This is a genomic window from Peribacillus sp. FSL P2-0133, from assembly GCF_037975445.1.
Lineage (GTDB): Bacteria > Bacillota > Bacilli > Bacillales > DSM-1321 > Peribacillus > Peribacillus simplex_E.
In genome coordinates this window covers 2,495,843-2,521,409 of sequence record NZ_CP150254.1, presented here as the reverse complement: position 1 = coordinate 2,521,409, position 25,567 = coordinate 2,495,843, and the positions used below count along the sequence as shown (strand labels likewise).

Sequence of the window (25,567 nt, the reverse complement as noted above, 5' to 3'; positions counted from 1 at the left end):
TCATCCCTCCTCAGCTTTTATGTGCATTTCGCTCCTCACCTCGGACAGCTCATTATCTTTTCGCCTTCTTTGCCAATCAAAGAAGGCCCCTGCGATTCCGCGCGGATAAAAGATAATGATCACCGTAAGCAATGGCCCGAATATCAACATTCGATATTCTTGAAGGAATTGCAAATTCTGCGAAAGGATTACTAACAATAATGTTCCTACCAACGGGCCTGAAAGTGTCCCGATTCCACCAACCAATAAATACATCAATAGATCGAACATTATGGCAGTTGATCCGATATCAGGTCCAATGAAACGAATGAATGAAGCATACAAGGCACCTGCCAATCCTGCAAAGAATGTGGATAGGACAAATGCGGTTAATTTATTCTTCATTGTGGATATACCAATCGTTTTGGCAAGGTCCTCGCTGTTCCTGATGGCCATATACGTCCTGCCGGTCAACGAGCGTATAATTCGATACACGATTAAAATCACTGCAAGCAGGAAAATGAGGACTAGATAATATTGGGATGCTGCAGTATCGAATGTGATCGGCCCTATATTCCCAGGAGCAGGTATACCGATTAATCCCCTAACCCCCTCTGTAAGTCCCTCCCATTTATCGATGACCAGATATATGATGTAACCCACACATAGAGTATAAATCGCGAAAAAGTGTTCCTTTGTCCTCAGCGCGATCAAACCGATCAAAAAACCAATTGCACATGTGATTATACATGCCGCTACAAGTGCCAGCCAAAAGTTCATTCCCGCTTTTACCGTCAGCAGGCCTAGTGAATATGCTCCAATCGCAAAAAAACCAGCATGCGCAAGCGAGAGATATCCAGTATAGCCTGATAATAAATTGATTCCATAAACAGCTATCGCCCAGATGAACGAAAGTGTCAGCATATGGAGATAATAGTCGTTTTGCTCGATAAAGGGGAATGAAAAAGCAAAGATGATAAGTGCGATAATCCCATTTCTTTTCGTTAATATCTTCACGCTACCTCTCCCCCTTGGCAAAAAGACCTGTTGGTTTCACGGTTAATATTACGACTAAAAGAATGAATGCAATGATGTCTTTATAATCATTTGAAATATAAGTTGCGCCCAAGCTCTCACTGAAACCTAGGATATATCCGCCTACGATCGCCCCCGGGATGCTCCCCATCCCTCCCAAGATGATAATGACGAATGCTTTTAGGATGACTAAATGCCCCATGCCTGGAAAAACAAGGTTAATCGGTGATGCAAGGGATGAAGCGATCGCTGCTAATCCACCCGATATCATGAAGGTAAGCATCGCGACTTTATTAATGTTGATTCCCACTAATGACGCCCCTTCACGGCTTTGGGACATCGCTATTATCGTTGAACCGGCATAAGTTTTCTTAAGGAAAAGGTAAAGTAAAACCATCACTGCGATAGCTGACACGATGATCAATAATCGCTGAAGTGTGAATGTCAGGCCCATGATATTGACCACTTGCCCGTATGGAGAAGTCATTGTATGGAAGTCGGCACCCCAGACAAATTGGGCAAAAGCTTCAAGAAAAAGGAGAATTCCGATTGCTGCAATCTTATCGTGCAATGGAGGTGCCTCCCTTAACAGGCGGAACACGAAACGTTCCAAAAGGACTCCCAACAAACCAACAACGATAATGGATACGAACATGGCAATCCAGTAATTGACCCCATATAATGTCATCATTGACAATGTGATATATCCACCCAACATATATAGGGCACCGTGGGCAAAGTTCGGGATATGCAAAATTCCATATACTAGCGTCAATCCCAGGGCAACAAGACTATATACGCTGCCAATCGTTAGACCATTAAAAAGCTGCTGGATCAAAATTTCCATTTACTTCCTCCTTGAAAATTATTGAATTTCACTATGCTGTTCAATCCCTGGTCCACAATCCTGTCCATATTTTTAAAGCACACATCTGCGACGAGAAACACTTTCACTTATTTCCCCACAGGCTCAACCTCTTGGAGAGGAACAGCAAGTTTTATTACCCTATATTCTCCACCAACAGATATAGCTTAGCGTGTAGCGGAATAAGCCCCTTAATCATTTGTTAGCGCTTTCATTTCTTATGGCCACTTAATTCAATTGGATATCATCAGAAATCATCATAGTTTCATTGACTCTACTTAAGGATTAAGTGGTATGCTGACAAGCATATGCTGTTTTAGGGATAGCCAATGATTCCATCTTCTCTTTAATAACGGTTTACCCATGATAATCGTCTGGTTCATTCACCCCTTTCACCTTGCACCTTCTATAGGAGGATCATTCAGTAGATTAATTTCCTGTTAATAAATGCAAGTGCCGTGCCAAACATTAAATCACCGTCAATAAGGCTATTCACCAGTCAGTGAATTCATTATTGAATTGTAAAAATCAAAAGTATCGATTCCATATGGGATGTCCGTCATTCACTATTGACTGTAAAAATCATTTCTGAATCAATAAAAGAATTAATTGAAGACATAAAATGTAGAGGATTCAAAAATCCCCTTTTAACTACAATCATTTCACACAATAGCAGGTAAAAAAAACAACTTTACAACCAATAAATTTCTAAAAACCCATAAGGTAATAAAGCCCGTTCCCGCCCAAAAAAACGAGTAAATATAATTAGGAATTTCAGTCAAAAAAACAGCACCCGAATTGTTGAATAATGTCCAACAATGCAGGTGCTGTTCATACTTACCTATTCTTTTCCACTGACCTTTAATCGATATTTTTTAAGTTTCCTCACAATTGTTGCCTGACTGGAATCAAGGGCTTCCGCGATTTCATATGTAGTTTGGTAGGTTTGAGCCGCTTTCGTCAAGATTTCCTTTTCGGCCCTTTCCACCGCTTCTTTTAAAGTTAGGGTAGCATTGAGGTTCGGCTGATTCCGATTTTCCGGCTGATATTCTTCCGGAAGGTCGTTAATCGATAATATTTGATTATCCGTCAGCACGACGAGCCTCTCCACTATATTAATCAATTCACGGACATTTCCTGGCCAATCATGTTGATAAAAATATTCCTTCAACCGCGAATCTATTTCTTTTGAGAATTTATATTGTTCGTTTGCCTTTGTTAAAAATAAGTCAGTCAATGCCAAGATATCCTCTCTTCTTTCCCTTAGAGGAGGAATCGTAATCGGAATGACATTCAGCCTGTAAAAGAGGTCTTCCCGAAAATCACCCGATTTGACCATCTCCGATAAATTTCGGTTCGTGGCTGCTATTATCCGAACATCGATTTTCTTTGGCTTTGTACCTCCGATTCTTTGAATCTCCCTTTCCTGAAGGGCCCGAAGCAGCTTCACTTGAAGTTGCAAGGGCAGCTCACCGACTTCATCCAAGAATAAGATCCCACTCTCTGCCAGCTCAAACATCCCTGGTTTGCCTTTTTGATTGGCTCCGGTAAAAGCCCCTCCTTCATATCCAAAGAGCTCGGATTCCAATAAATCAGCGGGAATTGCCCCACAATTTATTTTGATGAAATCACCTTTTTTAGATCGGATGCTCCGATTATAAATATTGCGGGCAAGGACATCCTTTCCAACACCCGTTTCTCCCAGAATGAGTACGGTCGCATCGATATCCGATATTCTTTCAGCAATCTCATAGATCATTTTCATTTTATCACTGACAAATACGACTCCATCCTTGCTTGTTATCTTCCGCAGTTTCTCAATTTCCTGCTTATATTGATTATTCAGCTCATTAACTTTCGTCAACTCATGCATCAGTTCATTTAAATCAGATAAATCCCTTATATTAGTAACGACTTGCTCTATTTCCCCTTCGGCATTAAAAACGGGACTTCCTGTAATCAATGTTTCCTTTCCAGCAAAATTATCCTGTACGACCGATACCGTTCGTCTCAGCTTCACTACCTTATGCGTCACCGAAGCATTCAAGATGCCGCGTTTAATTAATTGGTCCACCGATTTGCCGATATAATACTCTTTTGGTATACCAGTGATCCGTTCAATTGCCGAATTGGTATAAAGCGTGATTCCATCTTGATCGGTGATGTATATCCCATCATAGGAATTTTCGATAATGGCATCCAGTGCGCGATTCAATTTATCCGTTTTATGAGCATCAATCAATAAATCGTCCAAAAATTCTGTTTCACTGCCTATATATAGACTATTGTCAGTATCCATTTGTTTCATTAATAAAAATAAATACCGTTTATCATGCAGCCTCGCAGCTGCAAGCCTTTTATTATCGAGAAATTGCCACTCATCGAATTGTTCGGTTAGTGTATTATTACCATTCTGACTTAACGATTGATTAAAATAGGTGCCCCAATCCTTTATCCGATTTGCAGAATCCACGACTAGTGCAGGAAAGGTCCACTCTTTGAGCAAATTAATCTGAGAATCCTGTTTCACTTGATTCATTACTATTCACCGCCGCAAAAAGAATTCTTTTTAAGTACAATTCTGGATAAATTTCGAAACTCCTTTAAAATTGTCGAATTTCGCTCCTAAAAAAAGTAGTGATGAAATAATTTTCATCACTACTTTCCCTCAGTAAGTCTTAAAAATAACCTCTCCACTGATCGCTTCCTTACCTGACTGGTTAGTGGCCGCTACATTGAAAAAATACCTATTCCCATTTTTTTCTTTTAGATCCGCATGAAGAGTTATGACATCATTCAAGAAAACCATTCCTTTGAAGCGAATCTTGTATTCTTCGATAAATCCAATTTCATAAAGATTACTGAAAAGCTTTGCGAGGTTTCCCATCGTCCACATTCCATGTGCGATAATACCGGGAAGACCAGCATTTTTTGCTTCCTCATCAATGGTATGAATGGGATTGAAATCACCTGATGCGCCGGCATATTTTATGAGGTCCAATCGCGTTACAGGTGGAAGCTCGATTGAATGTAACGAGTCACCAATATGAAGTTCGGTTAATGTCGTCACTTACTCATCACCATCCTTCTGATCGTTTCATTTAAAATGACAAGCTGTTCAGCAGTGAAGACAATTTCCCCATTTGCATCCGTCCCATAATTTTTAAAGGCTAGAAATCCCATTTCCCCTTGTTTCCCTTTTTTCTCATAGTAGTCTTTCACTTCCGTATAACAGGTGATTTCTTCCCCTACCTTCAGCGGCCTGTGATAGCGATATATCTGCTCACCATGAATCAATCCTTTATTCGGGAGATTTAAACTTTCAATCGTCCCAAACTCAAAGACCCTTGGGAAAGTTGGTGGAGCTATATTCGTTCCGTACCTTGATTGCCTGCCTATTTCTTCATCAATGAAAATCGGGTGGGGATCACCAATCGATAATGCGAATTTTTTAACGGCTCCCCGTTCAACTATATTTTTAACGGGGGTAGATCGTTTTCCAATACTTTCATTGAACATAACATCCCGCCTTTCCCCTTAATTTTTTGGACCGCCCGCAACATATAAAACCTGCCCACTAATGAATGAGGATGCTTCATCGGCAAAGAATGCAACAGCATGAGCAATATCACTTGGCAAACCGCTTCTTGCAACCGGAATACTGTTTGCCCTATCCTGGATGAATTGCTCAAAACTCACTCCCACCCGCCTAGCTGTTTCTTTCGTCATTTCAGTTTCGATAAAACCTGGTGCGACCGAATTAGCCGTTATCCCGTATTTGCCAAGTTCAATCGCCAGTGTTTTTGTTAACCCTTGAAGCCCGGCTTTAGCAGCTGAATAATTAGCCTGACCGCGGTTCCCTAGGGCCGAAGTGGATGATATATTGATGATTCTTCCGTATTTATTTGCAACCATATGCTTCTGGGCGGCACGTACTGCATTGAAAGTACCTTTTAAATGCACATCCATTACCGTCTGCCAATCTGAATCAGTCATTTTGAAAAGTAGATTATCCCGGATGACCCCGGCATTATTCACGAGAATATCAAGCGATCCGAATGTATCGGCTATTTCTTTTATGGATGCTTCCACCTCTTCGGAATTGACCACATTGGCCACTTTGGTAAAAATGGTATAACCCTTATCCCTTAATACATTTCCTGTTGATGTCAAAACCTCTTCGTTGATATCGATAATCGCCACGTTTGCGCCTTCACTGGCAAATAGTTCGACGATCGCCAGGCCAATCCCTCTGCTTCCACCTGTAACTAAAGCCGTTTTCCCTGAAAATCTCCCTGTCATAATCGTTTCCTCCTAATCTATTATAAGAATTGTCCTAATTTAACATGCCCCTTAATCAAATTTCGGGAAATGATCATACGCTGTATTTCATCCGTACCATCATAAATCCTCCAAAGCCTGGCCTCCCGGTACCAACGCTCGATGGGAAGCTCCTTCGTATAGCCCATGCCTCCGTGTATCTGCAATACGCGATCAACGACCCGATTCCCCATATTTGCTCCATAAAGTTTAGCCATTGAAGCTAAATGGCGATTGTCTTCCCCATTATCAAGTGTAAAAGCCGCATTCAATACAAGCCATCTTGCAGCTTCAATCTCTACGGCCGAATCAGCTATCTGCCATTGAATGGCCTGGCGCTCCGCGATCGGTTTACCGAATGTAACTCGTTCTTTAGCGTATTCTATAGCCATTTGCAGCAATCTTTCTGCAGAACCGACAGCGCGTGCGCCCACGATCCATCTTGCAAACCCAATCCATTCCAAGCCTAGTTTATAACCTCCATGCACGTCCCCTAAGATGTTTTCTTCGGGTACCCTGACATTATCAAAAACTAAACCGGCCGGTCCCCATTCTCCCATCGTATTGATATACTCTGATCTCCAGCCCATATCACGGTCTACAATGAAGCAGGTTACCCCCTCCGTTCCGGTTGCTTGATGACGTTCTTTGTCGGTTACAGCAATGACCATGACGAAATCGGCATCATTTCCTCCGGTAATGAAAGTTTTTTCACCGTTAAGCACCCATTCGTTCCCTTCTTTTATTGCCGTCATTTTAATATTTCGCGTATCGGACCCAGCCCCCGGCTCCGTCATGGCAAAACAGGACTTTTTCTCACCGTTAATCGTAGGGATCAGATATTTCTGTTTCTGTTCTTCATTTGCATAATAAAGTATGTTATCAGCCGAACCTCCAAAGCTGAATGGTACAAACGTTTTTGATACTTCCATCAAGACAATTGCCATCATAAGCTGCCCTAGGTCTGCCCCGCCATATTCCTCCGGGGTATTGATGCCCCAAAACCCAGCTTTTTTTGCTTTTTCCTGTAAATCTTTCAATGTCCCCTCTGGTAAACTAGGTTTTCCTGCCATTTCATTGCGAAGCACTTCATTTTCCAAGGGAATCAATTCATTTTCCACGAACTTGCGTATTGTTTTTTGTACCATTTTTTGTTCATCCGATAGTCGTAAATCCATCTTAACCCCTCCGCTTTCCAATTAGACTAGTTTTGATATTTTCTCTTCAATTGTCCGGTAATGATATTTTTTTGGATTTCGGACGTGCCTTCATATATTCTAGTGATTCGGGCATCCCGATAGAAACGTTCAACCGGATAGTCCTTCATGTATCCCATCCCGCCATGAATCTGAACGGCCTTATCAGCGACACGATTATATACTTCCGAACCATACAATTTAAGCATTGCCGCTTCTTTAATGATTTTTTCTTTCTGATCGACCATCCATGCAACCCGGTATGTGAATGAGCGAAGTGCTTCTATTTCCATTGCCATCTCGGCAATCATATGGGATACGGCTTGATGATCAATGATCGGGACATTGAATTGTTCACGTTCTGTGGCATATTTAGTAGATAGGTCAAGCAGATATTGACAGGACCCCAAATTACGGGCAGCAAGGCCTGCGCGGCCATTTGCAAGGATCTTCAATGCATTTACATACCCTTGGCCAACGTCCCCCAGTACATTTTCGGCAGGAACCTCGCAATCTTCAAAAACCAATTCGGCCGAATGTGAGCCTCGAAGACCCATCTTCCTTTCCAGGCTACCAACTCTAAAACCCGGAAAATCCTTTTCTACTATGAATGAGGTGATTCCTTTCGCCCCTTTATCTTTGTCCGTTACGGCCATAACTGTAAAAATATCTGCTACATCTGCATTCGTTATATAATGCTTGGTCCCATTTAGAATATATTTATCGCCATTTTTGACAGCCGTCATTTTGAGATTCGTTGCATGGGACCCCGCTGCAGGCTCAGTTAAAGCAAAAGCGCCAATTCTATTACCGCTTGCCATATCTGGTAGATACTTTTCCTTTTGCATTTCATTTCCCATTTCAACTATCCCTACCGTCCCTATACCGGTGTGGGCCCCTATCAGAGTGGTATATCCATTATGGGTTTTGCCGATTTCCTCATATAAAGCACATTTTCCTACCATCCCGATTCCGAGTCCGCCATACCTTTCCGGGATACTAAGTCCGAATAGCCCGATTTCCTTCGATAAATTTATTATGGATTCCGGGATATGATCTTCATCCTCTATCTGCATGGAAAATGGATCGATTTGCTCTTCGATAAACTGGCGTATATTTTCTTTTAATAGCAAGATGTCTTCATCTAAGCGAAAGTCCATTTGCATTCCCCTTTATTTGTGAATTAGTGTTAACGCTTTCATATTTTATCCAGATAAGCGATATGTTTTTCTTGAAGTTTGCGTTTTAAGATTTTACCTACCGCCGTCTTCGGAAGTTCACTTTCAAATATGATTGCTTTTGGGACTTTAAAGGCAGCGAGCTGCTTTCGGCAATAATCCTTCAATTCGTTTTCAGCTATTCTTTCATTCGGTTTTAGAACTACCGCAGCATGTACCGTTTCACCGCGATATTGATCGGGAACGCCAAAGACGGCAGCTTCCAGAACCTTAGGATGGCTGTATAGTATATCTTCAATTTCAATTGGATAAATATTGAAACCGCCTGCGATGATCATCTCTTTCTTCCGTCCCACAATGTAAAAGAAGCCATCTTCATCCATTTTGGCAATATCACCGGTATGCAGCCATCCGTTTTGAATCGTCTGCCGCGTCTCTTCAGGCATGCCCCAATAGCCTTTCATCACCTGTGGACCCTTTATGACCAATTCACCTGGTGTATCAACCAAGAGGGCTGGCTCCCCTGTAATACTGTCAATGATGGCGGCATCGGTATTTTGTATAGGAATCCCGATACTTCCGGGTTTTTGCAGGCCGCTAACTGGATTCCGATGCGTGACTGGTGACGCCTCGGACAGGCCATAGCCCTCTGCAATCTTTGTTCCACTCAATTCGTTGAATCTTGACAGTACATTCAATGGCAATGGTGACGAACCCGAAACGCAAGATTTCAATGTATCCAAATCAAATGGATGTGACTGGTAATATTGTAATAAAGCAATATACATCGTCGGTACCCCTGGAAAAATAGTCGGTTTAAGATTATTGATAATATCGACGATCTCCGTCACCTGAAACCGGGATACAAGAATTAATTCCCCGCCATTATAAAACGTCAGGTTCATTCCTGAAGTCATGCCGTAAACATGAAATAATGGGGATACGCCAAGTACCCTTTCCTTCCCCTTTTGAGTATTGATACTTGAAGTGGCTGCACTTTGCAGCGTATTGGCAACAATATTACGATGGGTTAGCATCGCCCCTTTAGAACGCCCTGTCGTTCCTCCTGTATATTGGAGAACGGCGACATCTTCGGCAGGTTCAATCTCCACAGTGAAATCTGCCTCTGTTACAGATAGTAGCTTTTTTGTCATTTCACATTTGCCCATTTCCAGCGACACGCTCAACACCTTTTCAACATCGGTTTCAGCTATAACGGCTTCAACTATTGGCAATAAATCGTCGAGCACAATGATGTGCCTTGCACCTGAATCTTTCAGGACATGTATTAATTCGTTCGCCTTATACATTGGATTGATTTGGACAACAATGGCTCCATTCAAAAGGGTTCCAAAAAAACCAATTGGATATTGGGGACAATTGGGAAGCATAAGAGCCACACGATCCCCCTTTCCAATACCTTCATCAGCAAGCACGCGTGCACATCTTTTTACTAACTTCCCCAACTCTGAATATGTATACCTTTGCTCCATGAACGTAACCGCTGTTTTATTCGAATATTGTTCGACTGATTGATAAAATAGTTCTGTCAAAGACATTTCAGGAATATCAATTTCAATTGGATTTCCTTGCGGGATATGCTTTTTCCAAGGTCTATCCATTGGTCCTCCCCTTTCTTCATCCAAAAAAATAAAGAAGTCATACTAAACAATATGCAAGGAGTGTGCCAAAAATAAATCGTTATGTTATATAGATTCAATTAATGGTAAAATTCAAAATTGAATTATTTGCTGTCCTCTTAATAATATTAGGTTCATAATACTAGGATTTAAATTTGACTCAATAAGTCATTTTTGAATTGATTGATTACTTTCGTAAAAGGACTCAACTTGTAGTGCGGGGCAGGCGGGGATTATTTTCTGGAAGGATATAACTAATCATTTATAGGAAAATAAACGGGATGCTGATAAGATCAGCATCCCGTTCAAAAAATGATTCACTGCTCTATGGCGGAGTCATCTTCCAATGATATTTTCCATAATTCTTTCGCTTTCCCACTAACCGTTTCATCAAAAACAAATGACCCATTCGTATACCGATCATGATTTTTTAATGATGCGGCATGAATCGTTTCAATTGTTCCCTTTTCAGAAAGAATGAATAGACTGTCGGTTTTGTTAATGATATCGAAACCAATGACCCTATGAGGATTCGATTTCAATTCCCTCAAGACCACGACACCGCGTTTTGCCCGGCTCGTTTTTTCAAACTCGGTTAATTTCATTTTCTTTATGGCCCCGCGCTGTGTAACGATAAAGATCGATTCTTTACTATCCTTGGCCAAAACCTTTCCGCCAATGACATAGTCATCTTCTTTCAAATTAATCCCTTTTACTCCTGCTGCCCGGACACCGACAACACTTACTTCTTCTTCATCAAACCATAGACCGTATCCGTTATGAGTGACTAGGAAAAGGTCAGCCTGTCCATCGGTATGGTGGACATCGACCAGTTCATCGTCACCTTTTAAATTGACACCAACCAGCGGTTTTGAATGACGCTGGGCTTTATAGGAAGCTAATTCTGTCTTTTTCACCATACCATTTTTCGTGATGAACACTAAGAATTCCGGCATGGTAAAATCTTTGATAGGAATCGCTTTTATGATTTGTTCTTCCCTGTCGATCGGAATGATGTTCGCGATATGCTGACCGGTTTCCTTCCAGCGAATATCAGGAAGCTGATGAACTGGACAGTATAGGTAGTTCCCTTTGGATGTGAACAGCAAGAGGACATCAGTTGTATTCATCTCCAGCCTCTGGAGCAGGCGGTCGGAATCCTTCATGCCAAAATCAAGACCTCCTGATGCTGCATATGATCGTAACGATGTCCGTTTGACATAGCCTTCTTTCGTCACGGTAACCATCACGTCTTCACTAGCAATCAAGACTTCAAGATTGATTTTGATTTCTTCAATTTCTTTTTCGATTTTGGAACGCCGTCCGTCATCAAAGCCCTTTTTAATGAATCTAAGTTCTTTTTTAATTACTTGAAGAAGAACTTTTTCACTGCCAAGAATCTTTGTCAATTCTTCAATTTTGTTCTTCAATTCCGCTGCCTCTGCTTCAAGTGCTGTAATATCGGTATTTGTCAGCCTATATAACTGCAAGGAGACAATGGCTTCAGCTTGCGCTTCTGTAAAAGCGAATTTAGCAATGAGGTTATCTTTAGCATTCCGTTTGTCTTTAGATGCCCGGATGACAGCGATTACTTCATCTAATATGGATAAAGCCTTCACTAAACCATCGACGATATGTGCCCTGTCATGTGCCTTTTGCAACTCATAACGTGAACGGTTCACGATTACCTCTTTACGGTGCTCGATATATGCATCGAGCATTTTAGGCAGGCTCATTAATGTTGGCCGTTTTTTATAAATCGCAACCATATTGAAATTGTATGCGATTTGGAGATCGGAATTTTTGTATAAATAATGCAGAACTCCATTTGCATCTGCTTCTTTTTTCAGTTCAATGACAATGCGCAGTCCTGTACGGTCGGTTTCATCCCTTACTTCGGCAATGCCTTCCACTTTCCGGTCAAGACGGAACTCATCCATTTTCTTGACAAGGTTTGCTTTATTGACTTCATATGGGATTTCAGTGATGACGATTTGCTGCTTGCCGCCCCGAATCGTTTCCACTTCCGCCAACCCGCGAATGATTATTTTCCCTTTACCTGTTTCATAGGCCTTACGAATGCCTTCAATTCCTTGAATGATACCGCCAGTAGGAAAATCCGGCCCTTTAATGACCGTCATTAAATCAGCGACTGTCGCTTCCGGCTTATCGATTCGCATAATGGCAGCATCAATGACTTCACCTAGTTGATGTGGCGGGATTTCAGTGGCATAGCCGGCTGAAATTCCAGTAGAGCCGTTTACAAGCAGGTTAGGGAACATTGCAGGCAATACAATAGGCTCTTCTGAAGTATCATCAAAGTTCGGTACGAAATCGACCGTCCTTTTTTCTATATCCCGCAGCATCTCGGAGGCAATCGATGAAAGCCTTGCTTCCGTATACCGCATCGCAGCAGGAGGATCACCATCGATACTGCCATTGTTTCCGTGCATTTGGACCATGACCTTCCGCAGCTTCCAGTCTTGGCTCATCCGAACCATTGCCTCATAAACGGACGAATCTCCGTGAGGGTGATAGTTACCAATTACATTACCGACCGTTTTTGCGGATTTCCTGAATCCTTTTTCCTGGGTATTTCCTTCGACATGCATCGCATACAATATCCTGCGCTGCACCGGTTTTAAACCGTCCCTAGCATCCGGAAGTGCCCGATCTTGGATAATATATTTACTATAACGCCCGAAGCGGTCACCAATTACCTCTTCAAGCGGCAAATCTCGAAACGTTTCTTCAAATACCATCGTTAATGACCTCCTCTTCAATCGACATATTTTCATTATCTAAAATATTCGATTCCTCTTCGAGACCAAAAGCGACATTGGCTTCAATCCACTTACGACGCGGTTCAACCTTATCTCCCATCAATGTTGTCACACGTCTTTCTGCACGGGCGCCATCATCGATCTTCACACGTATCAATGTCCTTGTTTCCGGGTTCATGGTGGTATCCCATAATTGGTCGGCATTCATCTCACCCAGCCCTTTATAGCGCTGAATCATATAGCCTTTCCCCACCTTGTCTATCGCTCCCTGAAGTTCTTCGTCACTCCAAGCATATTCAATGACTTCTTTCTTCCCGGCCCCTTTGCTCACTTTATATAAAGGGGGCAAGGCAATGTAAACCTTCCCTGACTCTATTAACGGCTTCATATAGCGATAAAAGAAAGTCAGCAGCAGCACTTGGATATGGGCACCATCCGTATCGGCATCAGTCATGATGATCACTTTATCATAGTTAGTGTCCGGCGTGTTGAACTCCGCCCCGACACCTCCGCCGATAGCATGGATGATCGTATTTATTTCCTCGTTTTTAAAAATATCGGCTAGTTTGGCCTTTTCCGTATTGATAACTTTACCCCGTAATGGCAGTACTGCTTGGAAACGGCGATCCCGCCCTTGTTTAGCGGATCCCCCAGCAGAGTCCCCTTCCACAAGATACAATTCATTCCTTTCGGGATTTTTCGATTGAGCTGGTGTTAATTTCCCAGAAAGGATGGCATCAGATTTTTTCCTTTTCTTCCCGCTTCTTGCGTCCTCACGAGCTTTGCGTGCCGCTTCCCTTGCTTGGAACGCTTTAATCGCTTTTTTAACCAATAGGGTACTCGTGGTCGGATCTTCTTCAAAAAAGTAGGCTAAGTGCTCTGATACGATGGAATCGACTGCAGAACGGGCTTCACTGGTTCCAAGCTTGCTCTTGGTTTGTCCTTCGAATTGAAGAAGTTCTTCAGGGATACGTACTGAAATGATTGAAGACAAGCCTTCACGTATATCGGTACCTTCGAGGTTTTTATCTTTTTCCTTTAATAGACCCATTTTTCTGGCATAATCATTAAATGCCCTTGTCATAGCCGTTTTTGCACCAATCTCATGGGTGCCTCCGTCCTTTGTACGAACGTTATTTACAAAACTTAAAATATTTTCTGAATAACCATCGTTGAATTGAAAGGCGAGTTCGACCTCTATCCCATTTTGTTCCCCTTCCAAGCTGACTACACTATGAAGGGTCTCTTTTTCTTCATTTAAATAATCAACAAACGCTTCAATTCCATTTTCATAGTGAAAAATTTCATTATGGTCGTTACGCTCATCCGTCAATTCTATCTTCATGCCTTTTAAAAGAAAAGCCGATTCGCGAAGACGCTCACATAGGATATCATAATTATAAGTCGTCACCGAAAATATTTTCGGATCGGGCTTGAAGTGGATTTTGGTCCCAGCTTGATTGGTTTTACCGATTTTCTCCAGTGTGGTTTCTGGCTTTCCGCCATTGAAAAAACGTTGTTCGTAAATGAACCCGTCCCTTTTGATCGTCACGACAAGCCATTCAGACAACGCGTTAACGACCGAAGCACCTACTCCATGAAGGCCTCCACTCGTTTTATATCCGCCTTGTCCAAATTTACCTCCAGCATGAAGAATCGTCAAAATGACTTCAGGCGTCGGTTTACCTAATTTATGCATGCCAATAGGCATTCCGCGCCCTTTATCAGACACACTTACACTGTTATCTTTATGTATTTTCACACTAATTTGGTCTCCATATCCAGCTAAAGCCTCATCTACGGAGTTATCTACAATCTCGTACACTAAATGATGAAGTCCGCGTGCATCAGTACTGCCGATATACATACCGGGACGTTTTCTGACCGCTTCGAGTCCTTCCAGTACCTGAATTGCATCATCATTGTACTCGATTGTTTTTACTTTCTTTGCCACAGAAATTCCCCTTTCCATACTAAACACAATTTCCGGGCCAAATCATACTGCAATGAAATGACTCACTAGCTTAACAAATTCATTAATACGTTAATATCTTATAAAAAGTATAATACTTTCTCGAACAAAGAACAAGTGTTCTATTTTTTCGTCCTTTTTATTAGCGTTTGCACATTTGTGTGGAACAAAACGTATCATAGCTACCATTCTAATTGTAGCGGTAAATTTTCATTTGGCAAATATACTTTTATTATTTTAATCAAATTAAGCTTTAATGGCCCAAATTTCCCGACCGCTCAATGCCCGCTATGGCTGCCTTTTAGTTTTTTTCTCCGGTTGAGATACAGCGATGCCTAAAAAAAAGAGCGGAAGTTCCGCTCTTCATTTTACTTGGTAAGGGCGTGTTCGACTTTTATGCATCGATTCATGATGACAGTATATCCTTTTTCTTTCAAAAAATTATAGGCTTCTTCATTTTCTACCCCTAGCTGCGCCCAAAAGATATCTGCATCGATTTCTGCAAATTCCTTGGCTATCTCCGGAAGGAACTCTGAACGGCGGAAAACATTGACGATATCGACGTGCCCTTCAATATCTTTCAGGGCTTTAACTGCCTTGACACCTAGCACTTCAGATATAGCAGGGTTTACCGGAATGATTTCATATCCGCTTTCCTGCATGGCCTTCGATACCATATAAGAAGTACGCTCAGGGTTATTAGATAAACCAACGACAGCAATGCGCTTTGATTTTTTCAACATCTTTCCCATTTCTTCCCTGCTTGGATTTTCTATCATTCTTTTCAATCCCCTTTATAATAAAATGTAATATTTGACTAAAGAGTATTCCTAACTAAGGTATTTTACAGACAAAAGCTGTTTATTGCCATTATTAAGAAAAACCATTATACAAGAAAGAAAAAGTTTCGAAAAGGCATGACTCACCTAACTTTCTTATGTTCATACAGACTACCACGTATTGTAACAATTTATACAAGGAGGCATCCATCATTTTATATTGACGAAAATAAGGAAGGCTAAACCTTTCACCCTTCATGAACTTAACCTATATCAAAAGATGTAAGTTCATCAAGGAAAATTCATTTTTTTAGTGGATTTTTTTTGGACAGCCATACCATTTTGTCACGAAAATGTTACAATAAGAGAAGCTTAACAGGTATTTTAAGGCTGTTTTTAGCTATTTCTACACGTTTATTTTTGAAAAAGGGAACAATCGACACTTAAACGTGATAAAAAAAGAAGATTTTTCTTAAAAGAAAGGGTAATAGAATGCTTACATTTATCACTTTACTGGCTGCCTACCTGATCGGTTCGATTCCTTCCGGTTTAATAATTGGTAAAACATTTTACAAAATCGACATCCGGGAGCATGGCAGTAAAAATCTGGGCGGGACAAATACCTTCAGGACACTTGGTGTCAAGGCAGGGCTAACCGTTACTATCATGGATATACTTAAGGGTACCCTAGCAACTTTTCTGCCGTATATGCTAGGCGTGGACATGCATTTATTGCTAGCAGGAGTTATAGCGGTAATCGGTCATATGTTTCCCATTTTTGCAAACTTTCGGGGCGGAAAAGCGGTGGCAACTTCTGCTGGTGTCATTCTTGCTTATGAACCATGGTTTTTTGTCTTTGCCGTCATCATTTTCTTTATATCCTTATACATATCCAAATATGTCTCGCTTTCATCCATGATTGCTTGTCTACTTGCTCTCATCTACAGTTTAGTTTTTCATATTGATGATTTGGCGCTCATTATTGTAATTAGTATAATAACGATCTTCATTTTTTACCGGCATCGCGCAAACATCAAGCGGATTATTGATAAAACTGAACCGAAGGTAAAGTGGTTATAAGAACATGCGCATATCCAAGTGAAAATAGGCCCGTATGCATGGGCCTATTTTCCATTCTACAATTCATTAGCCGTGTTATTCAGGATACCGGCATGCCTCGAAACCTTTTCAGTATCGTTTCCGATTTCCTGGATGATTGACACTAATCCCTGAATTTTCATTTCCATTTCTGCAGAATCGGTTATATTCCCTTTGATAACACCGATTATTTCATTAAAAGAATTTTCTGTTAATTCCGATTCTTTTTCTCCTGCTTGAACCACTTCCTTGACCCTTAGGACAGAATCAACAACATCTTTCATATATTCATTTGATGTTTGCACGATTGCATCTATTTCAGCTATCGATTTTTTAGTCTGTTCAGCAAGTTTCCTGACCTCATTTGAAACAACTGCAAATCCATTACCATGTTCACCTGCCCGTGCTGCCTCGATTGCTGAGTTCAATGATAGTAAATTTGTCTGGTCGGCTATTCCCTGTACAAGCTTAACAAACTCGGTAATGCTTAAGAAAGATTGGTTTAATAAAACGATCTTTTCATCAACATTTTTCATGAAGATAACAAGGTTTTGTATCTTTTCCGTTAAGATCTGCATACGATTCTGCCCCTCTTCAGCCATTGTTTTTGAACGAAGTGATTGTTCAGCACGCGTTGCGATCTGCATTTTGACATATTGCCCGTTTTCTATCAATTGCTTAACGGAAGCATCCGTTTCTTCACTTAAATACAGGACTTCTTGACTAACTAACGAGATTTTACTTCTCACTTCCTCTTTTATTTCCTTATATTGATTTTCCCTAGCTTTTAAATTTTCCACTTCATATGCCTCAAGAACTAATTGCTGTTCGAGATTGAGTATTTTTCCTATCGCTGATATTAATGCACGCTGCTCTTCTTCATTCTGGGATTGTTCAAAGACAATTCTTTGCAAGTAATTCTGTACATTTTGAAAACCGGATGAATACCACCGGGGCTGTAAGCCAATTCGATAATGAGTCTTCGCCACCTTCGTCCGCAATTCAACAAAATCATCGTCAATCACACCATTGAATAAAGATAACATATGAGTAATTAACGTTTTCCTCAATTTTCCCACTGTGCTGTGCACCGTGATAATTCCTTTTAATTCAGGAACCTGTAGAATCGTTTGATAAAAGGCATCAACAACTCCCTCGACCTGAGGTTCAATTGCCTCTCTAAAAGCATGGATCAGCTTTAAATCGAATTCAGTTAAATCAATGATATTCACCTGCAGTTTCACCTGTTCACTGGTAACATCCAATATGCCATCCGTTTCTTTTACTTTTTGAAACCAGAATGCTTTTTCCGGCTTCGCTTTTATGAAAATCCCCATTTCCCTCTCCCCCTTATTTTGTAATTCACGATAAATTGAATCCAAGATATTCCACCAAACCGATATGAGTCCCAATGTCCATTTAATTAAAAATAAATCGATTATCTTTAAAATAAATGATTCCTTAAGACTATATATAATTTATTCTGGCCTCATCGCAATTCTTTTGTCAAGGTAAAAGGACCCAGGATATTTCCACATTAACTTCCCATGAAAGGAATAGTATGGATTTCGTTTAATGGAGAAATGGTCAAGTAAGGATTGAATAATAGTAGAACAGAGGCTACACTGTAACTAGTTATTAAATATCGTTAGGAGAAAGTGCCATGAAGCCATTGCAAATATCACCGGAAACCGCATTAAAGTTATCCAAGTCACTAAACTTGCCTTTAGAACAAATCATGCATATGCCTACACCCGTCTTGCTGAGAAAGCTTGCCGAGGCAGAAGCAAAAGAAAATACAAAATAGCTGCAGGAATCTGCAGCTATTTTTGTGCGCACTCATATGTGTGCAAAAAGACCTTACGGAGTATATCTTGAAACTGAGCAATACCCAATTTCGTCGCATAAATATTTCCTTTTTAGTCCTTCTAAGGAATCCTGCCGGTAACTATTTAAATACTCTTTCTCTTCCAGCCTTTTTAAAGCTGGATACAGCATGCCTTCTTTTATAATGTAAATAACGATCATCTCATACCCATACATATCCTTTTGAGCCAAAAATGAAAGCAGCACCATCTTTTTAACAGCTCCGTTTCCGCAAATCAGCATCTCTAGATGGTATTTTGTTTTTAGCTTTATAATTTTCAGAATCTTGCTTACCCCATTAAATATACCAATTCCCCGAATATTCTAGGAATCAAAATAGGCAAAAAAACCGCACATGGGCGGTTTTCAATTGGTGAAGATCAATTCTTTTGCCAAATCAGGCAATGGCTTCTTTTTGACTGATATTAAGTGTTCAATTTCATAGGTACAGGCAAATTCTAGTGGTGGTTCATCCTGTAATATATCTTTTAGATAATACTTTATGTTGGACACAACTTCATTTGACTCCAAAACCCATTTATATGGCTTCCAGGCAAGTTCCCCTTCATCACAGGCAGATAGTCCGCCCCCTGCATCTTCAGCTCTGTAAACATACATTCCGCCCGTTTGATTCCATGTCACGATCCCTCGAAAGGCCATCCCCCTTACCTTCAATCCAGTTTCTTCAAGAATTTCCCGTTCCATCGATTCATCGATGGTTTCACCTTGTTCTATTTTCCCGCCTATACCATTCCATTTATGCCTATTCGGATTCTTTTGGCGAAATAGCATCAACACTTCAACTTCGTTGGATCTTTTTCGAGTTATGAAACAAATATTATATATAATATCCATGGTTGTTTCCTTTCTTAAACGCACATTATTCGCATCTACCTCATAATTACTTTATACTTAAATAACGAACCTCTAGGAAGGAGAATTAGTATGAAACTGACCATTTCCGATCAAGCAGCCAAGTGGTATATTGATGAGCTGGGGCTTCAAGAAGGCTCTCATTTGCGCTTTTATGTAAGATATGGCGGGCATAGTACCGTCCAAAGCGGCTTTTCATTAGGTATCATGCAAGAAGAACCTGAAACAGCAGCAGCAGTAACAACTATGAATGAGATTAATTTTTATGTAGAAGAAAAGGATTTATGGTACTTTGATGATCACGATTTACTTATTACTTTTAATGAAAAACTGACTGAACCAGAATTCCACTATGAAAAGAGTGCCTGACAATAAAGCAGCGGTGTTAACTGCTGTTTTTTCTTGTTCAATCGAGCAGGCGCTCTTTTATATGTTCCGCCCTTAAAATTTCCGCTTGCTTGTCCCCTAAAAGATCGAAATGAGAATAGCCATCCTTCCTGTGGTGAATCCACTCTTTTTTAAGCCCGTATTTCTTACCCCACTCCGATAAACGCAGTAAATCTTTGCATCCCACTTTTGTAACCGTCTTACAGCCAGGAAATCGGTCATCTAGCCAATAATGAGTTAAAAAAGCTATTTGGCCTTGATCGATTTTCTGCTTCCAGGCCACTACGTCTCCCCGTTTAATCCCAAAAGCCATTTCTTGATCACCTCAATAAATATAATTAAACCAATTCATCCTTCTTTTTATTTTTCTCATAGGCCTCATGCCATTCAGGATACATGCGTTTAATGGATATCGGGCGGAAGCTCTCCTTTTTAACGCAAACGTGAGAAGAATGACCTGTAGCCGCGACTTCATTTTTCCCATTAACGATTTCATACCCATAAATGACCCGTAAGCCGTCATACTTTTCAATCCAAGTTTTAACTTTTACCATATCACCATATCTTACAGGGGTTTTATACGAAGCCTGAATATCCATAACAGGTGAGAGGATGCCATCCGCTTCCATATCAGCATAATAAAATCCTAAATCATTTATCAATTTTGTCCTGCCTAGTTCCATCCATATTAAATAATTCGCATGGTAAACAACACCCATTTGATCTGTCTCTGCATACCGCACTTCAATTTCGTTTTCAGCTATGAACATTTTGTTTCCCCACTTTCATTTCTATTGCAATAAACATTTTACCATAACAAATGTGCAAATTTCATTTAAGCTGACTTAATCCGGGACTCCTTCCCTTTCATTAACCCTAAAAATAAAAGAGGAGAAAGATTGCTCGCCTCTTTCTCCCCTTTACCCGGTTATTTACATATTATCGTTACTATAACCGCTTTCCCGTGCTTCTTGCTCATCTTGCATTTCTTCCTTCATTCCTTCAATGCTTTTTCTTCTTCGGTCATTTTTAGCCTGAATTGCCTGTTTTTCCTCTCCTGAAGAGAATGATAACGTTTCATTTGCAGCGTTTATGTTTTCTTCTGTATTTTGAATTGCATCCTGTATTTTTTCAACATTATCCAAACGGTTATCCTGATTGTGTTTATAAGAGCCCATTAATTTTCACCTCATGTTTTTTTGTTTACATAATATTATTACGACTTTTTATTAAGGGTTACTCGCCTTTAGTTTGAATGACCTGAGGATGTTTACCGGATTTGTCCTGCATTTTCTTACCGTTATTCCCACCCGCTGCTATTGGTTGTGTCCCTAGATGGCTTGGTCTAAAGTGTTTGGAATCTTTTTTTGGATTACCCATTCTATCGCCTCCTTCTCTTATCATGGATTAAAAAGAGGAAATTCATGAATGCCAGTTTTTGAAAAAGCCATGAAAAAAGAGCCAGCACTTTGAAGGGACCTTCATGGCACTGGCTCTTTTTAATATATCTTTTGCAAAACTTATTCAGCCTTTTGCATATGTTTTTTTTCAAGACGTTCCTCAAGTCTTTCCATTTGTTTAACGTCCATCAATAATTCCCTTTTGTTTTCTTTAATTAATTCTTCAAATGTCCTTTTTCTTTTTTTCATGCTTTTCACCTACTTATTTTAATATACTATTCAGTATTGCCAAATTAACGTAAAATTATGACTATATGGTTTCCATCCCTGAAATTGTCATAATTATCAGATTTTTAATCCGATAAAGTTCCATTTCTCCACTCTCTATACTTTAACCCTTTTTTCACAAATATTAACCATAATTTTTTAATTTTTTTGATTTTTCCATTAAATTTTGACAACTTTGTTAACATACAATAAAACGGAACCTAAAGGTTCCGTTTTATTGTATTAAAATTTCGGTGAAAGGCCAATTGACCTACCTTTTTGTTCTGAAAAAAACGTTCCCGTTGTTTTTAAGAATATCCGCTCCTTTACCGCCGACTGTCTGCCAAGTGACGCTAATTTCTTCAATACTGATTGAACTTCATAAAGGTTCCCCTACTGCATACTATTTATATTTCGTTCCATATCTTTAAGTTGCATGGCTGAAATTACCTTATTCCTGATAATGCCTTCTTTGTCGATGAAGTAAGTTGTTGGTATGCTAAGAATCTTGTAACGCTCATTCACTGGATTCTTGGCACTTTGACTGTCCAGCGGAATTGTAAAAGTAATTCCATTATCCTCTACAAATGCTTGTACATCGTTTTCGGGGTCAATATTGACGGCTAGAACGACGACATCATCACCAGCTTGCTGTGCATATTTCTCCATATCCGGCATTTCCTTCTTGCAAGGCGGACACCACGTAGCCCAAAAATTCAGCATTACCTTTTTACCCTTATAATCAGATAATTCAACTTGTTTCCCATCCAAAGTTTTCAGGGAGAAATCCGGTGCTTTAGCTCCAATTTCCAATCCGCCCAAAGCATCTTTTTCGTCATTTCCCTTTGGTTCATTATCCATCGCCTGCACGATCGCTACCGTAATAAGTGACAGTAAGGCCACCGAAGCAATAATTTTTTTAAGCATACTCGTCCTCCTAGTCCCATTACAATAAAAATATTAGTCCATTTCCAGAAATAGAACAACTTCCCTATTCCATCTTAACAATAAATTGACATCCGGAAAAGTGTAATTCCTTCAAATCATATCATGATATCGCTTTGTTTCATAAACTTGACACAAAAAAAAGCGGTAAACCTGACAAGTAGGTTTACCGCTTCCTAAAAGCTGAAATTAGCCTTTTAATTTATTACGTAATACCATTTGAAGGATACCACCGTGACGGTAGTAGTCGATTTCGATTTCGGAATCGAAACGAACAAGCACATCAAATTCTTTTACGTTTCCAGCTTCATCAGTAGCTGTAACTGTTACGATATCACGAGGTTTAACTGTTTCGTCGATTTTAACTGCGATCGCTTCTTTACCAGTCAATCCAAGCGTTTCAGCGTTTTCGCCTTCTTTGAATTGAAGTGGAAGAACACCCATTAATGCAAGGTTAGAACGGTGAATACGTTCAAAGCTTTCAGCGATGACTGTTTTGATGCCAAGAAGGTTAGTACCTTTCGCAGCCCAGTCACGAGAGCTTCCCATACCATAGTCTTTACCAGCGATGACTGCAAGACCTGTTCCATCAGCTTTATATTTCATACAAGCATCATAGATAGCCATTACATCGCCTGTTGGCCAGTAAGTTGTGTATCCACCTTCTGTACCTGGAGCAACTTGGTTACGGATACGGATGTTTGCGAACGTTCCGCGCATCATCGCTTCATGGTTACCACGACGAGAACCGTAAGAGTTAAAGTCACGCGGTTTCACACCGTTTTCACGAAGGTAGATACCAGCTGGTGTATCTTTACCGATTGCACCTGCAGGAGAAATGTGGTCAGTTGTAACTGAGTCACCGAATTTACCAACTACACGCAAACCGGAAAGTGGGTTAACTGAACCAGGTTCTGGTGATAATCCTTCAAAGAATGGAGGATTTTGAATGTAAGTTGATTTAGAATCGAAAGCATAAATCGCTTCGTTGCTAGTTTGGATTTCGTTCCAACGTTTGTTATCGTTGAATACCGTTTCGTATTCTTTACGGAATAACTCAGGTGTAACTGTTGCTTTAACAGCAGCGTTAACTTCTTCTTGTGATGGCCAGATGTCAGCAAGGTATACATCGTTACCATCTTTGTCTTTACCAAGTGAATCGTTGTTTAGATCAAAGTCCACAGTTCCAGCAAGTGCGTAAGCAACAACCAAAGTAGGAGAAGCAAGATAGTTTGCTTTCACAAGTGGGTGAATACGTCCTTCAAAGTTACGGTTACCTGAAAGTACTGATGTTACTAGAAGATCTGCTTCAGCAACAGCTGCTTCGATTTCGTCCGCTAATGGACCTGAGTTACCGATACATGTAGTACAGCCATAACCAACTACGTTGAATCCTAATTGGTCAAGGTATGGTTGAAGACCAGCATCACGAAGGTAACCAGTAACAACTTTAGAACCTGGTGCCAATGATGTTTTAACATAATCTGGAACAGTTAAGCCTTTTTCAACTGCTTTTTTAGCAATAAGACCTGCCCCAAGCATTACGTATGGGTTAGAAGTATTTGTACAGCTTGTGATTGCAGCAATTGCGATCGCACCTGTTTTCATTACCGTTTCTTTACCATCGGCAAATTTAACAGTTACTTCTTTATCCAATTCAGAATTGTCCATGCCGAATCCTTGGTTGCCCATAGGTGCATTGATAGCATCATGGAAAGATTGTTTCATTTGAGAAAGTGGAATCAAATCTTGCGGGCGTTTAGGGCCTGAAAGGTTTGGTTCAATTGCTGAAAGGTCGATTTCTACAACATCATTGTATGCTGGATCTTCGTTTTCAGGAGAGTAGAACAATCCATTTTCTTTACAGTATGATTCAACCACTTTAATTTGATTTTCATCACGGCCTGTTAAGCGCATGTAATCGATCGCTTCTGCATCAACAGGGAAGAAACCAACTGTAGCACCGTATTCAGGAGCCATGTTAGCGATTGTTGCACGGTCAGCAAGTGGAAGGTATCCTACTCCTGGGCCGTAGAACTCAACAAATTTACCAACTACGCCGTGTGCACGAAGAACTTGTGTTACTTTCAATGCAAGGTCAGTAGCTGTTGTACCTTTAGGAAGTTGGCCAGTCAGTTTAACACCAACCACTTTTGGAACTGGGAAGTAAGAAGGCTGTCCAAGCATGCCTGCTTCTGCTTCGATACCGCCGACACCCCAACCAAGAACACCAATACCGTTGATCATTGTAGTATGTGAATCTGTACCGAAAACAGAGTCAGGGAATACTTCGAAGTCGCCGTTTGGAGTTTCAACAGCATGAACCACGTTCGCAAGGTACTCTAGGTTAACTTGGTGAACGATACCAGTTGCTGGTGGAACTGCACGATAGTTGTTGAATGATTTTTGAGCCCAGCTTAGGAACTGGTAACGCTCTGCATTACGTTCGAATTCAAGATCCATATTGGCATCAAGGGAATCCATTGTACCTGCTTTATCAACTTGTACAGAGTGGTCAATTACAAGGTCAACCGGGATTTCAGGGTTGATTTTGTCAGGATCTCCACCAAGTGCTGCGAAAGCATTACGTAAAGAAGCTAAATCAACAACAACTGGAACACCAGTGAAATCTTGTAGGATTACACGAGATGGCTTGAACGGAACATCTATATCTTGTTGCTCGCTTGTTCCCCATTTAGCAAGGTTCGCAACGTGTTCTTTTGTGATAACTCTTCCGTCTACTTGGCGAAGTACCGCTTCAAGTAATACTTTAATGGAATATGGAAGGCGTGATACTTGGCCGTCCCCTGCTTTTTCAATAGCGTCTAGGCTGTAGTAGTTGTAGCGTTTCCCTTCAATTTCAAAGGACTTACGCGCTTGGTATACGTCATTTTTCGTCATGAATATTACCCCCTATTAAACTGTCAGAACTTATTCTGCACATAAAAGTAAAACCTGGTTCACTGAAACCATGTTTACCATAA

Annotated in this window: 25 protein-coding genes; 3 read left to right on the top strand and 22 right to left on the bottom strand. The window is 40.5% G+C overall.

Annotated features, from left to right (window positions below):
- From MKY17_RS12095 to MKY17_RS12040, 12 genes are all read right to left on the bottom strand, one after another.
- Positions 1-969, bottom strand: a complete 969-nt coding sequence (locus MKY17_RS12095) for a branched-chain amino acid ABC transporter permease (protein ID WP_286177092.1) — start codon at positions 967-969, stop codon at positions 1-3.
- A gap of 28 nt (positions 970-997) precedes the next feature.
- A complete protein-coding gene (locus MKY17_RS12090) occupies positions 998-1,861 on the bottom strand; it encodes a branched-chain amino acid ABC transporter permease (RefSeq protein WP_076371380.1) in 864 nt (287 codons plus the stop codon).
- 859 nt (positions 1,862-2,720) lie between these two features.
- Complete coding sequence (locus MKY17_RS12085) at positions 2,721-4,418, bottom strand: sigma 54-interacting transcriptional regulator (protein ID WP_260398162.1); 1,698 nt, start codon at positions 4,416-4,418, stop codon at positions 2,721-2,723.
- A 129-nt stretch (positions 4,419-4,547) separates the two neighbouring features.
- Positions 4,548-4,949, bottom strand: a complete 402-nt coding sequence (locus MKY17_RS12080) for a MaoC/PaaZ C-terminal domain-containing protein (protein ID WP_098371904.1) — start codon at positions 4,947-4,949, stop codon at positions 4,548-4,550.
- Positions 4,946-5,398, bottom strand: a complete 453-nt coding sequence (locus MKY17_RS12075) for a MaoC family dehydratase N-terminal domain-containing protein (protein WP_098371903.1) — start codon at positions 5,396-5,398, stop codon at positions 4,946-4,948. The genes MKY17_RS12080 and MKY17_RS12075 overlap by 4 nt, the downstream gene beginning before the upstream one ends.
- An 18-nt stretch (positions 5,399-5,416) precedes the next feature.
- A complete protein-coding gene (locus MKY17_RS12070) occupies positions 5,417-6,181 on the bottom strand; it encodes an SDR family NAD(P)-dependent oxidoreductase (RefSeq protein WP_098371902.1) in 765 nt (254 codons plus the stop codon).
- Positions 6,182-6,201: 20 nt separating this feature from the next.
- Positions 6,202-7,377: an acyl-CoA dehydrogenase family protein gene (locus MKY17_RS12065; protein WP_098371901.1), complete on the bottom strand. Its 1,176-nt coding sequence runs from the start codon at positions 7,375-7,377 to the stop codon at positions 6,202-6,204.
- 26 nt (positions 7,378-7,403) lie between these two features.
- A complete protein-coding gene (locus MKY17_RS12060) occupies positions 7,404-8,555 on the bottom strand; it encodes an acyl-CoA dehydrogenase family protein (protein WP_063233560.1) in 1,152 nt (383 codons plus the stop codon).
- 38 nt (positions 8,556-8,593) lie between these two features.
- On the bottom strand, positions 8,594-10,195 hold the full coding sequence (locus MKY17_RS12055) for a long-chain fatty acid--CoA ligase (RefSeq protein WP_098371900.1): 1,602 nt from the start codon (positions 10,193-10,195) through the stop codon (positions 8,594-8,596).
- A 335-nt stretch (positions 10,196-10,530) separates the two neighbouring features.
- Positions 10,531-12,975 carry a DNA topoisomerase IV subunit A gene (parC, locus tag MKY17_RS12050; protein ID WP_098371899.1) on the bottom strand — a complete coding sequence of 815 codons (2,445 nt, stop codon included), beginning with the start codon at positions 12,973-12,975 and terminating at the stop codon, positions 10,531-10,533.
- Positions 12,965-14,950 carry a DNA topoisomerase IV subunit B gene (gene parE, locus MKY17_RS12045; RefSeq protein WP_098371898.1) on the bottom strand — a complete coding sequence of 662 codons (1,986 nt, stop codon included), beginning with the start codon at positions 14,948-14,950 and terminating at the stop codon, positions 12,965-12,967. The genes parC and parE overlap by 11 nt, the downstream gene beginning before the upstream one ends.
- Before the next feature lie 386 nt (positions 14,951-15,336).
- Entirely contained in the window at positions 15,337-15,747 is a 411-nt protein-coding gene (locus MKY17_RS12040; protein ID WP_098371897.1) for a CoA-binding protein, read from the bottom strand.
- Positions 15,748-16,239: 492 nt separating this feature from the next.
- Here MKY17_RS12040 and plsY point away from each other — a divergent pair, with 492 nt between their 5' ends.
- The gene (gene plsY / locus MKY17_RS12035; protein WP_098371896.1) at positions 16,240-16,827 is read left to right on the top strand and encodes a glycerol-3-phosphate 1-O-acyltransferase PlsY; all 588 of its coding nucleotides are present in this window, start codon (positions 16,240-16,242) and stop codon (positions 16,825-16,827) included.
- Between the two features lie 56 nt (positions 16,828-16,883).
- Here the strand turns inward: plsY and MKY17_RS12030 are convergent, their stop codons facing one another.
- The gene (locus MKY17_RS12030) at positions 16,884-18,182 is read right to left on the bottom strand and encodes a globin-coupled sensor protein (RefSeq protein WP_098371895.1); all 1,299 of its coding nucleotides are present in this window, start codon (positions 18,180-18,182) and stop codon (positions 16,884-16,886) included.
- Between the two features lie 326 nt (positions 18,183-18,508).
- Between MKY17_RS12030 and MKY17_RS12025 the strand changes: the two genes are divergently transcribed.
- Entirely contained in the window at positions 18,509-18,652 is a 144-nt protein-coding gene (locus tag MKY17_RS12025) for a YycC family protein (RefSeq protein ID WP_098371894.1), read from the top strand.
- 53 nt (positions 18,653-18,705) lie between these two features.
- Here the strand turns inward: MKY17_RS12025 and MKY17_RS12020 are convergent, their stop codons facing one another.
- A complete protein-coding gene (locus MKY17_RS12020) occupies positions 18,706-18,921 on the bottom strand; it encodes a helix-turn-helix transcriptional regulator (RefSeq protein ID WP_098371893.1) in 216 nt (71 codons plus the stop codon).
- Between the two features lie 156 nt (positions 18,922-19,077).
- Positions 19,078-19,566: an NUDIX domain-containing protein gene (locus MKY17_RS12015; RefSeq protein WP_098371892.1), complete on the bottom strand. Its 489-nt coding sequence runs from the start codon at positions 19,564-19,566 to the stop codon at positions 19,078-19,080.
- 90 nt (positions 19,567-19,656) lie between these two features.
- Here MKY17_RS12015 and MKY17_RS12010 point away from each other — a divergent pair, with 90 nt between their 5' ends.
- Positions 19,657-19,953 (top strand): HesB/YadR/YfhF family protein, encoded by a 297-nt coding sequence (locus tag MKY17_RS12010; protein ID WP_098371891.1) that lies wholly within the window; start codon positions 19,657-19,659, stop codon positions 19,951-19,953.
- A 37-nt stretch (positions 19,954-19,990) separates the two neighbouring features.
- On the opposite strand, the gene MKY17_RS12005 is transcribed toward MKY17_RS12010, so the two are convergent.
- From MKY17_RS12005 to acnA, 7 genes are all read right to left on the bottom strand, one after another.
- Positions 19,991-20,284, bottom strand: coding sequence for a hypothetical protein (locus MKY17_RS12005; RefSeq protein WP_098371890.1), 294 nt, complete (start codon positions 20,282-20,284; stop codon positions 19,991-19,993).
- 25 nt (positions 20,285-20,309) lie between these two features.
- Positions 20,310-20,741 carry a thioesterase family protein gene (locus MKY17_RS12000; protein ID WP_098371889.1) on the bottom strand — a complete coding sequence of 144 codons (432 nt, stop codon included), beginning with the start codon at positions 20,739-20,741 and terminating at the stop codon, positions 20,310-20,312.
- Between the two features lie 162 nt (positions 20,742-20,903).
- Positions 20,904-21,149: a small acid-soluble spore protein Tlp gene (gene tlp, locus MKY17_RS11995; protein WP_098371888.1), complete on the bottom strand. Its 246-nt coding sequence runs from the start codon at positions 21,147-21,149 to the stop codon at positions 20,904-20,906.
- Positions 21,150-21,207: 58 nt separating this feature from the next.
- A complete protein-coding gene (locus MKY17_RS11990; protein WP_057275900.1) occupies positions 21,208-21,351 on the bottom strand; it encodes an acid-soluble spore protein N in 144 nt (47 codons plus the stop codon).
- A 140-nt stretch (positions 21,352-21,491) separates the two neighbouring features.
- Complete coding sequence (locus MKY17_RS11985; protein ID WP_072272906.1) at positions 21,492-21,620, bottom strand: FbpB family small basic protein; 129 nt, start codon at positions 21,618-21,620, stop codon at positions 21,492-21,494.
- 411 nt (positions 21,621-22,031) lie between these two features.
- Complete coding sequence (locus tag MKY17_RS11980) at positions 22,032-22,565, bottom strand: TlpA disulfide reductase family protein (protein WP_098371887.1); 534 nt, start codon at positions 22,563-22,565, stop codon at positions 22,032-22,034.
- A 207-nt stretch (positions 22,566-22,772) separates the two neighbouring features.
- Positions 22,773-25,484 carry an aconitate hydratase AcnA gene (gene acnA / locus MKY17_RS11975; RefSeq protein WP_098371886.1) on the bottom strand — a complete coding sequence of 904 codons (2,712 nt, stop codon included), beginning with the start codon at positions 25,482-25,484 and terminating at the stop codon, positions 22,773-22,775.
- Between the last annotated feature and the right edge of the window lie 83 nt (positions 25,485-25,567).